The organism is Mesorhizobium sp. M7A.F.Ca.CA.003.01.2.1, assembly GCF_003998945.1.
GTDB classification, from domain to species: Bacteria; Pseudomonadota; Alphaproteobacteria; order Rhizobiales; family Rhizobiaceae; genus Mesorhizobium; species Mesorhizobium ciceri.
The window spans coordinates 1-10,552 of the sequence record NZ_RZRA01000063.1; the positions used below are offsets into that span (position 1 = coordinate 1).

The 10,552-nt window shown below is 61.2% G+C and carries 8 protein-coding genes, 1 tRNA gene and 1 pseudogene; 6 read left to right on the forward strand and 4 right to left on the reverse strand.

Annotated elements, in window-relative coordinates:
- Positions 1-2,033, reverse strand: a 2,033-nt coding sequence (locus EN969_RS04810; protein WP_164758146.1) for a diguanylate cyclase, incomplete at its 3' end; no start/stop codon positions are given.
- Between the two features lie 361 nt (positions 2,034-2,394).
- Between EN969_RS04810 and ugpB the strand changes: the two genes are divergently transcribed.
- The 5 genes from ugpB to EN969_RS04835 all read left to right on the forward strand — a co-directional run bounded on the left by ugpB (position 2,395) and on the right by EN969_RS04835 (position 7,313).
- A complete protein-coding gene (gene ugpB / locus EN969_RS04815; protein WP_013529413.1) occupies positions 2,395-3,705 on the forward strand; it encodes a sn-glycerol-3-phosphate ABC transporter substrate-binding protein UgpB in 1,311 nt (436 codons plus the stop codon).
- A gap of 157 nt (positions 3,706-3,862) precedes the next feature.
- Positions 3,863-4,783 carry a sn-glycerol-3-phosphate ABC transporter permease UgpA gene (ugpA, locus tag EN969_RS04820; RefSeq protein ID WP_050580468.1) on the forward strand — a complete coding sequence of 307 codons (921 nt, stop codon included), beginning with the start codon at positions 3,863-3,865 and terminating at the stop codon, positions 4,781-4,783.
- A 9-nt stretch (positions 4,784-4,792) separates the two neighbouring features.
- Positions 4,793-5,641 (forward strand): sn-glycerol-3-phosphate ABC transporter permease UgpE, encoded by an 849-nt coding sequence (gene ugpE, locus EN969_RS04825; protein ID WP_013529415.1) that lies wholly within the window; start codon positions 4,793-4,795, stop codon positions 5,639-5,641.
- A 7-nt stretch (positions 5,642-5,648) separates the two neighbouring features.
- Positions 5,649-6,713, forward strand: a complete 1,065-nt coding sequence (gene ugpC, locus EN969_RS04830) for a sn-glycerol-3-phosphate ABC transporter ATP-binding protein UgpC (RefSeq protein WP_127419007.1) — start codon at positions 5,649-5,651, stop codon at positions 6,711-6,713.
- 129 nt (positions 6,714-6,842) lie between these two features.
- Positions 6,843-7,313: a nucleoside deaminase gene (locus tag EN969_RS04835; RefSeq protein WP_063170230.1), complete on the forward strand. Its 471-nt coding sequence runs from the start codon at positions 6,843-6,845 to the stop codon at positions 7,311-7,313.
- Between the two features lie 247 nt (positions 7,314-7,560).
- On the opposite strand, the gene EN969_RS04840 is transcribed toward EN969_RS04835, so the two are convergent.
- A tRNA-Lys gene (locus EN969_RS04840) sits at positions 7,561-7,636 on the reverse strand.
- Positions 7,637-7,893: 257 nt separating this feature from the next.
- Between EN969_RS04840 and EN969_RS04845 the strand changes: the two genes are divergently transcribed.
- Entirely contained in the window at positions 7,894-8,379 is a 486-nt protein-coding gene (locus EN969_RS04845; protein ID WP_127419008.1) for a BA14K family protein, read from the forward strand.
- 95 nt (positions 8,380-8,474) lie between these two features.
- On the opposite strand, the gene glpK is transcribed toward EN969_RS04845, so the two are convergent.
- Complete coding sequence (glpK, locus tag EN969_RS04850; protein ID WP_063167947.1) at positions 8,475-9,968, reverse strand: glycerol kinase GlpK; 1,494 nt, start codon at positions 9,966-9,968, stop codon at positions 8,475-8,477.
- Positions 9,969-10,168: 200 nt separating this feature from the next.
- Positions 10,169-10,552: pseudogene (locus EN969_RS04855) on the reverse strand (carbohydrate ABC transporter substrate-binding protein); the annotation flags it as partial.

Below are 10,552 nucleotides of genomic sequence, written 5' to 3' on the forward strand. Positions count from 1 at the left end.
AGCGCTTTGACCTGCCGCAAGGTGGCCAGCGCCCGCGGCATGTCCTTGACAAGCGCCGTCTCGGTGATCTCAAGCTCGAGCCTGCCGGGCGCCAGGCCGGAATTCAGCAATGTTTCGTGGACCTTGCGGCTGAAATTCGTGTTGTGGAGCTGCACCGCCGAAACGTTGACGGCCACTGTCAGCGGATTTTCCCAGCGGGCGGCTTCCTCGCAGGCAGCCGTCAGCACCCATTCGCCAATCTGGCCAATGGCGCCGCTGTCTTCGGCCACCGGGATGAATATGGCCGGCGACACGTCGCCGCGAGTCGGATGCCGCCAGCGGACCAACGCTTCGAAGCCGACCATCTTTCCGCTGCTGATCTCTTTCTGCGGCTGGTAGACGAGATAGAACTCCTGGCGTGCGACCGCCTGGCGCAGTTCGTGCTCCATGACGCGCTTGTCGCGGGCCTCGGCCCCCATCGATGCTTCGAAATAACGGTAAGTGTCCTTGCCTTCGGTCTTGGCCCGGTAGAGTGCCGTATCGGCGTGGCTTATCAGGCTGGCCTGGTTTTCGGCATCCGACGGATACAGCGCAATGCCGATGCTTGCCGACACAAGGCCGCCGCCGACCGAGAGCCGGTTTTCCTCGCGCATGGCGGTCAGCACCGCGTTGGCGATACGGCCCGCCTCCAACGGGTCGGCCAGGTTCGGCGCGATGATGGCGAACTCATCGCCGCCCAGCCGCGCCACCATCTGCCCTGGACGAAGGATACCGGTCGCGCACTGCGCAACCTTCTGCAGCATGGCGTCGCCTGCGCCGTGCCCATACAGGTCGTTGACCTCCTTGAACCGGTCGAGATCAAGCAGCAGAAGCGCAAGCTGGCCGCCTTTCCTGGTCCGGACCATCGCAGCGATTTCCGTCTCCAGCCGGCCGGAAAAGCTGCGGCGATTGGCCAGTCCGGTCAATGGATCGAAATGGGCAAGCCGCAGGATCTCCTGTTCCGCCTTCTTGCGCTCGCGAATGTCGCGGACCGCGACCACGTTGTGCGGTTTGCCACAGTAGTCGATGCTCCTGGCGATCAGCTCGACAGGAATGCTCGTGCCATCGCGACCGCTCAATTCGGCCTCCTGCGGCTGTTCGCCGAAGCCCGAGATATCGGATCCGAAGAGATCGCCAAGCTGCATTCCGTTCAGGGTCGCTGTTGCTTTGCCCGTCAGTGCCGCAATGCTGTCATTGGCACTGATGATGCGGTTGCCGTCGCAGACGATCAGCCCCTCCACGGCGGCATTGGCCAGGCCGTGCATGCGGTCGACCTCGAGCTTCTGGCGACGGAAGCGCAAATCGATCCACAGCGCCGATGCCGACAGAACCAGGATCACCAGTGTGGCGGCGGCGGCCGCGAAAGCCTGCGAGGTCGGCTCGATCGTGTATTCGGATATGACGATCGAGGGATCGGGGAAGATCGAGACGGCACCCATCCCGATGAAATGCAGGGTGCAGATCGCCAGCGTCAGCAGCACCGCGCCGCCGGATGTCGCCTTCAAGGAGGGGCGGCGCTGCACGACACGCAGCGCCAGCGCCGCGAGCGTTACGCCGGCCAGCAGGGAAACGGCGACAAGCAACAGGTTCCACTCGATACGGCCCTGAACCTCGAACGCCGCCATGCCGATGTAGTGCATGGCTGCGATACCGCCGCCCAGCACGGCGCCGCCGACGAGATGATAGTCGAACTCATCCCGCAAGGTGGCGATCCACATGCCGGCTGCCGTCAAAGTGACCGAAGCAGCGAGCGAAAGCACGGAGAGTGCCGGATCATAGGCACTGGGTATGCCCGGTGTGAATGCGAGCATGGCGATGAAGTGCGTTGCCCAGATGCCAAAGCCGGTCGAAGTGGCCGCGATCATCAGCCAGGCAAGCCGGTTCCGATCTGTGGAACGGCTTATGTGCTGAAGCAGGTTGACAGCAGAGAAGCAGGAAATTCCGCAGATCAACGCGGCGAGTGCGACCAGTCTCAGATCATGTTCGTTGACGATACAATTGTAGACCGTCAGCATTTATTTCACCTGAGCTTTGGAAATAAACAGGGCAGCAGGATTGAGTAGCGCGTTGCCGTTGAGGGATCGATAAAGTCGGCTGCAACCTTGGCGTGTCTCTTCGGGTTGCTGCGGCTGCAATCAGGGCTGACACGCCGAAAGCCAGCTTGACGGTCCCGACGGTGGTTCCTGGCGCGCTTGTCGTCGCGCTAAGCCGGCTAACCGCATCGCTTCCCATGCCTCCAAGCGGAGACGAGCGTTGCGTCAGGTAAAGGGTGAAGTTCGTCGATCTGCAACAAAACCGTTGTCTGATTGTCATGAGCGACACATATTGCCTTCGCGGGAGTGCCCCCTTTCGCCAATGACAAACGGGAGATGAAACATGAAGTCCTTCGGCTTCGCGGCCGGTGTTGCCGCTACCTTTATGACGCTTTCCTCAACCTCCGCTTTTGCCGTCACGCAGATCAGTTGGTGGCACGCCATGACTGGCGCCAATGCCGAAGTCGTCGACAAGATCTCCAAAGATTTCAATGCCAGCCAGAGCGACTATGAGCTCGTTCCGGTGTTCAAAGGCACGTATCCCGAGACGCTGAATGCCGGCATTGCCGCCTACCGCGCGGGCCAGGCGCCAGACATCATCCAGGTGTTCGACGTCGGCACCGGCGTGATGATGGCGGCCGAAGGTGCCATCAAGCCCGCAGCCGATGTGTTGACCAGCGCTGGAATGACCTTCGACAAGAGCCAGTATCTGCCAGGCATAGTCGGCTATTATTCGAAGCCGGACGGCACCATGCTCTCCTTCCCCTACAACTCCTCCTCGCCGATCCTTTATTACAACAAGGATATCTTCAAGAAGGCTGGTCTCGACGTCGATAGCCCACCCAAGACCTGGAATGAAGTGTGGGAAGACGCCAAGAAGATCAAGGCGAGCGGCGCGGCCGCCTGCGGCTACACCTCGACCTGGCTGACCTGGATACATCTGGAGAATTTCGCGGCCTGGAATGACGTGTCATGGGCCACCCAGCAGAACGGTCTGGCCGGCGGCGATGTCGAGCTCAAGATCAACGCGCCGATTTTCGTCAACCATTTCCAGGCGCTGGCGGACCTCGCCAAGGACGGCACCTTCAAATATGGCGGCCGCACCTCCGAAGCCAAGCAGATCTTCCTTGCGGGCGAATGCGGGATCATGACCGAATCGTCCGGCGGACTTGGCGATATCGTCAAGTCCGGCATGAATTACGGCATTGGCCAATTGCCGTATGACAGCGACGCCAAGGGTGCGCCGCAGAACACGACGCCGGGTGGCGCCAGCCTGTGGGTTTTCGCGGACAAATCCGATGAGGAATACAAGGGCGTCGCGGCCTTCTTCGCCTACCTGTCGAAGACCGAGGTGCAAGAATACCTGCACCAGAAGTCGGGTTATCTGCCGGTAACGCTGGCGGCTTATGAAGCGACCAAGAAGTCCGGTTTCTATGACAAGAATGTCGGCCGCGAGACCCCGATCCTGCAGATGACGGGTAAGACGCCGACCGACAATTCCAAGGGCGTACGTCTGCCGAATCTGCCGCAGGTGCGCGATATCCAGAACGAGGAGTTCGAGAAGATGCTCGCCGGCCAGCAGACCGCGCAGCAGGCGCTCGACAATGCGGTTACGCGTGGCAATGCCGCGATCAAGGAAGCGCTGGGGAATTAGAGCGAGCGCAGGTCCTTGCTCTACGGCGCACCCATCTGTCCCGCCGGGCATCTCCCCTCGTGAGGGGAGTTTTGCCGTGCCTTGCGATTTCGCCAATGGTCGATGATGCCCAGTCCGAAACGCTCATCAAAGCCATCTTGGCGGAGAGGGGTGCCGCATGGTGCCCCCCGCCTCATCACCTCGGAGTGGCTCCGTGACCCCTCGCGTCGTGTTCCCCAACAAGGTCCTTCCCTACCTGCTTGTGGCGCCGCAACTGGCCATCACGCTCGTTTTTTTCTACTGGCCGGCCGGTCAGGCGTTCTACCAATCCATGCTCAGGCAGGATCCGTTCGGGCTGAGGACCAAGTTCGTCTGGTTCGCCAATTTCAGGAAAGTGCTTGCCGATCCGGCCTACCTGAACTCGATCAAGGTCACGGTGGTGTTTTCCCTTGCGACCGCTATCGTCGCCATGTGCGTGGCGCTCCTGCTGGCGGTCATGGCAGAGAAGGTGGTGCGCGGCAAAGGTCTCTACCGCACGCTCTTGATCTGGCCCTACGCGGTGGCGCCGGCGATTGCCGGTATGCTGTGGCTATTCCTCTTCAACCCTTCGATCGGGTCGCTGGCCTACATGCTGAGGAGTTTCGGCATCGCCTGGGATCCACTGCTCAATGGCACCCACGCCATGATCCTGCTGGTGTCCGCCGCTGCCTGGAAGCAGATCAGCTACAATTTCCTGTTCTTCGTCGCCGGCCTGCAGGCGGTGCCGAAAGCCTTGATCGAGGCGGCGGCCATGGACGGCGCCGGCGAGACCAAGCGATTCTGGACCATCGTCTTCCCGCTGCTTGCGCCGACGACCTTCTTCCTGCTGGTCGTCAACACCGTCTATGCCCTGTTCGACACGTTCGGCATCGTCCATGCCGTCACCGGGGGCGGTCCGGGCAAGACGACTGAGACGCTGGTCTACAAGGTCTACAATGACGGCTTCGTCAATCTGATCCTCGGTGACTCGGCGGCGCAGTCGGTCATCCTGATGATCATCGTCATCTCGCTCACCGCCATCCAGTTCCGCTATGTGGAACGCAAAGTCCATTACGGCTGAGGGCGAGCGATGATCGGCCAGTCACCGCTCCGCACCGTCATCGCCCACGCCATGCTGATCCTCGGCATATTGATCGTCGCCTTCCCGATCTACTACACGTTCGTTGCCTCGACGCAGACGCTGCAAACGATCCTCAGGCCGCCATTGCCGCTCCTGCCCGGCGATCAGTTCTGGAACAATTACAGCGAGGCATTGTTCGGCGGTGTCGGCCGCATCGGCGGCGTCAGCGTCGGCAGGCTGCTGCTCAACACGACGATCATGGCGCTCGGCATCGCGGTGGGAAAGATATTCATCTCGATCCTGTCTGCCTATGCGATCGTGTTCTTCCGCTTTCCGCTGCGCATGACCTTCTTCTGGCTGATCTTCATCACCCTGATGCTCCCCGTCGAGGTGCGCATCCTGCCAACCTACAAGGTGATGGTCGATCTCGGCATGATCGACACTTATGCGGGCCTGATCATCCCGCTGATCGCCTCGGCCACCGCCACGCTGCTGTTCCGCCAGTTCTTCATGACGATTCCTGGCGAATTGGTTGAGGCGGCGCGGGTCGACGGTGCGGGGCCGTGGCGCTTCTTCTTCGATATCCTGTTGCCGCTGTCGCGGACAAATATCGCGGCGCTGTTCGTCATCCTCTTCATTTATGGCTGGACACAGTATCTGTGGCCGTTGCTCGTCACCAACAGCAGCAACATGAACACGATCGTCATCGCGCTCAGAAAGATGGTCTCCTTCGCCGATGCCGATACGCAATGGCACCTGGTCATGGTTACAGCGATGCTGGCCATCGTGCCGCCGATCCTGGTCGTGGTGCTGATGCAACGCTGGTTCGTTCGCGGCCTGGTCGATTCCGAAAAGTGAGAAGCTGATGGCGACCGTCGATCTGAAGGATGTGAAGAAGGTCTACCCCAGCGGTTTCGAGGCCGTGAAGGGCGTTTCAATCGCGGTTCCCGACAAGGAGCTTTGCGTGCTGGTCGGCCCGTCGGGTTGCGGCAAGTCCACGCTGCTCAGAATGATCGCCGGGCTTGAAACCATCTCCTCGGGAACAGTTGCGATCGACGGCAAGATCGTAAATTCAACCGGTCCGACCGAGCGTGACATCGCCATGGTGTTCCAGAACTACGCGCTCTATCCGCACATGACGGTGGCCGACAATATGGGCTTTGCCCTCAAGATCAAGAAAGCCGATCCGGCCGACACCGCAAGCCGCGTCGGCAGGGCCGCCAGCATCCTGGGCCTCGACAAGCTGCTCGACCGCTATCCGCGCCAGCTCTCCGGCGGCCAGCGCCAGCGCGTCGCCATGGGCCGCGCCATCGTGCGCGACCCGCAAGTCTTCCTGTTCGACGAGCCGCTCAGCAATCTCGACGCCAAATTGCGCGTCCAGATGCGCGGCGAGATCAAGGCGTTGCACCAGCGGCTGGGCACCACCACCATTTACGTCACGCATGATCAGATCGAGGCCATGACCATGGCCGACAAGATCGTCGTGCTGCATGACGGCCTTGTCGAGCAGATCGGTGCGCCGCTCGACCTCTATGACCGTCCGGCCAATCTGTTCGTTGCCGGCTTCATTGGCTCGCCGGCCATGAACTTCATTGCCGGCCGCGTCGAGGAAGGCGTTTTCCGCAGCGCCAGTGGGCTGACCCTGCCGCTGCCGGAAGGCATCAACCTGGCAAAAATTCCCGTGGGTGAACTCATCTACGGCATCCGTCCCGAACATATCCGAGCAACGATTTCCCAGGGTATTGCCGGCACGATCGTGCTTCTGGAAGCCACGGGTTCGGAAATCTTCGCCAGGGTCGACTGCGCCGGCGAGGAAATCTCCTGCCTGTTCCGGGAGCGGCTTGCGCTGAAGCAAGGCGCGCAGATGCGCATCGAGATCGACCGCGCCTGTGCTCATCTGTTCGACGCCAAGACCGGTCGGCGATTCTAGCGCAAAGGTCTGATATCCCGGCGCAAAGGTCTCAAGCCACGGTTCGCTCTTGCCACTCGCATCGCTTGGCAGCAATCTCGGATCAAAGAGCCGCTCATCGGGTGGATGTCGGCGTCCCGGGGTTTTGCCATGACACGCGATCAGATGCTCGCCCACCTTCGATCCGCCGACGCGGTCGCGCGCGAGGCGGCGGCACATGGGCATCATCCCTTTGGTTGCGTTCTGGTCGGGCCGGATGACCGCGTGCTGATGCGGCAGGGCAATCTCGACACGGTGCGCCATGCCGAGACGGAGCTCGCCCGCCGCGCCGCGGCTGCCTACGCGCCGGAGTTCCTGTGGCAATGCACGCTGGTCTCAACCTTCGAGCCGTGCGCGATGTGCGCCGGCACGATGTATTGGGCCAATATCGGGCGGCTGGTTTACGGGGTCGAGGAGACCGAACTCCTGGCGCTCACCGGGGATCACGCGGAGAATCCGACGATGAGCCTCTCTTCGCGCACCGTCCTCGGCTCCGGCCAGAGAAAGATCGAGGTCTTTGGCCCCTTCCCCGAAATCGCCGACGAGATGCTCGCACCGCACCGCGATTTCTGGAAGCGCTGACGGCTTCGTCCCGGCCGGTAAGGTCGATCAATGGCAGCAGTGACTGTCGGATCGCGGTGGGAGCCGCCGCCGCCGTTCAACAAAATCAAAGACTTGTAGAATCAACGATCCGAAGTCGGACGATCTTGTCATGCGTTGCCCGTGGCGAGATCCTTGAGAAGGGCGTGCAGGCCGTGAAAACTCGGACAGTCGCTGCTTTCTCAAAGACTCAAAGGCCCTAAGTGGCTGATATTTAATGCTAAAACAATGGTGAGCGCGATGGGATTCGAACCCATGACCTACTGATTAAAAGTCAGTTGCTCTACCGGCTGAGCTACGCGCTCCCGCGGGCGAAAGGCGGCCCTCGAAATTGCGCGGAACATAGGGAGAGTGCCTCGACCGGTCAACCGGAAAAAGAGGTCTCGCAAACACGGGCGGCTTCGCCCTGTCGCGGCACTTGTCCCACGCGCTGTCGGGGGGAGAACGGCCAAGGAACGCTGCCATTTATGCCTGACGGTGGCATCCAGTCTGGGGAACAATTGTATGCGCCGCTCGTTTTTCGGGCACAGGGACGTCCGCCAAACCATCGAGGAGAAGACCAATGAACAGAATCACAACGAGCCTGCTGGCGACCGCTCTCTCCGCCACATTCGTTGCGGCGGAGGCGGTGTCGGTTAATGCCCAACCGAACTATGTGCCGCAGTCCCAGGTCGCGGTGCCGGATGTACAGACAGTCCAGTACCGGGAGTGGCGCAAGGACCGCTACAATCGCAATTTTTCGCGTGACCGCAGTTTTTCGCGTGACCGCAATTTTTCCCGCAATCGCGGCATGTATTGGAACGGCCATCGGGGCTATCGTGAATATCGCCCCGGCTACCGTCGTCACGGCGATTATTGGTTCCCGCTTGCGGCCTTCGCTACCGGCGCGCTGATTACCGGGGCAATCATCAACAACGAAAACAACCGCGTCTATGAAGGCAATGCGCATGTGCGATGGTGCTACGACCAATACCGCAGCTACCGTGCTTCGGACAACACGTTCCAGCCGAATTACGGCCCCCGCAGGGAGTGCCGCTCGCCTTATTGATGTGGGTGAGTGGGAGTAATTGATAGTGCTGCATTGAAGGCCCATGCCAGAAGTGGCGCGGGCCTTTCTTTTCGGTCACCCCTGCCAACTGAGGCCTATGGCGTGCTCAGCGTCCGGCGCACAGCATCGCGCCAACCAGCAAGTTTGGCTGCGCGCGCAGAGCCATCCATGGCCGGCTGGAACCTCCGCTCCAGCGCCCAGCTCTTCGCGAATTTCTTGGCATCCGGCCACACGCCTGCCTTCGACCCGGCGAGCCACGCGGCACCCAGCGCCGTCGTCTCCAGGATGGTCGGACGGTCGACCGGCGCGTCGAGGATGTCGGCCAGCCTCTGCATGGTCCAGTCCGACGCAACCATGCCGCCGTCGACCCGCAGCACGGTCTTGGCCGAAGCTCCCTTCCAGTCCTTTCGCATGGCGTCGAGCAGGTCGCGCGTCTGGTAGGCGACGGATTCGAGTGCGGCGCGGGCGAATTCCGCCGGCCCGGAATTGCGCGTCAGCCCGAAAATGGCGCCGCGTGCCTCGGCGTCCCAATGCGGCGCGCCGAGCCCGACGAAGGCCGGCACCAGGTAGACGTTTTGCGTTGGATCAGCCTCGGCAGCCAGCTTGCCGCTTTGCTCGGCCTTGCCGATCACCTTGATGCCGTCGCGCAGCCATTGGACCGCGGCGCCGGCAATGAAGATCGAGCCCTCCAGCGCATAAGTGGTCTTGCCGTTCAGCCTGTAGGCAATAGTGGTCAAGAGCCGGTTCTTCGAACGCACAAGGTCGCTGCCGGTGTTGAGCAGCGCAAAGCAGCCCGTGCCGTAGGTGGATTTCATCATGCCCGGCTCGAAACAGGCCTGGCCGATGGTCGCCGCATGCTGGTCGCCGGCAACACCGAGGATTCTTATCTCGGCGCCGAAGAGATTTTTCTCCGTGATTCCATAGTCATCGGCGCAGTCCTTTACCTCGGGTAGCATTTTCGCCGGGATGTTCAGTATCGACAGCAGTTCGTTGTCCCAGGCATTTTTCTCGATATTGTAGACCAGCGTGCGCGACGCGTTGGTGGCATCCGTGGCGTGGACCTTGCCGCCGGTCAGCCGCCAGATCAGAAAGCTGTCGATGGTGCCGGCGAGCAACTCGCCTTTCTCGGCACGACGCCGCGCCCCTTTTACCTTGTCCAGCATCCAGGCGATCTTGGTACCGGAAAAATACGGATCAAGCAGCAGGCCGGTTTTTTTGGTGAACTTTTTCTCCAGTCCCTGCTTCTTCAGTTTCTGGCACAGCGGCGTGGTGCGCCGGTCCTGCCAGACAATGGCATTGTGGATCGGCTTGCCGGTCGCCTTGTCCCAGATGACGATGGTCTCGCGCTGATTGGTGATGCCGAGCGCGGCCACTTCGGATGCAGCCCGGCCGGCCTTCTTCAGCGCCGCCTTCACGGTCGTCACCACGCTCGCCCAGATGTCTTCGGGATCGTGCTCGACCCAGCCGGAGGCCGGATAGTGCTGGATGAATTCCCTCTGCCCGCTGCCGGCGACCTTCATATCGCCGTCGAACAGGATCGCCCGGGTCGAAGTCGTGCCCTGGTCGATGGCAAGGATGTATCCGGTCATTCTGCTTCCCCGCTTAATGCATGTCGCCCAAAGGTGACCTCGGTTTTGGGAGAACGACATGCACAAAAACAAAGACCTAAAGCGCGTTGCATGAATCCGTCTCAACGCGACGCGCTTTAGTCTTTTGCACAAACAGGGGAGACGGCAAGATGCCGCCTCCCCCTATTCTCATGATGCTGGCGCGAGCGCCGACACCAAGGCTACTTCTGCCAGCTCTTCACCAGTTCGTCGTAGTTGATGGTGATCGGCTTTTCCTTCTCGTTCTCGATCTTCAACTGAGGAGCGAGATTGCCCTTCTTGACCGCGTCGGCGTTCCAGTAGGCGAGGTCATGCTCTTCGGCCATCTTCGGGCCGATATCGCCCTGAACGCCCGACTTCTCGATGCGGCTCATGACCTTTTCCTGTTCGCCGCAGAGCGAGTCCATCGCTTCCTGCGCGGTCTTGGCGCCCGACGACGCATCGCCGATCGCCTGCCACCAGAGCTGTGCCAGCTTCGGATAGTCAGGCACGTTGGTGCCGGTCGGCGACCACTGAACGCGGGCCGGCGAACGGTAGAACTCGATCAGGCCACCGAGCTTCGGAGC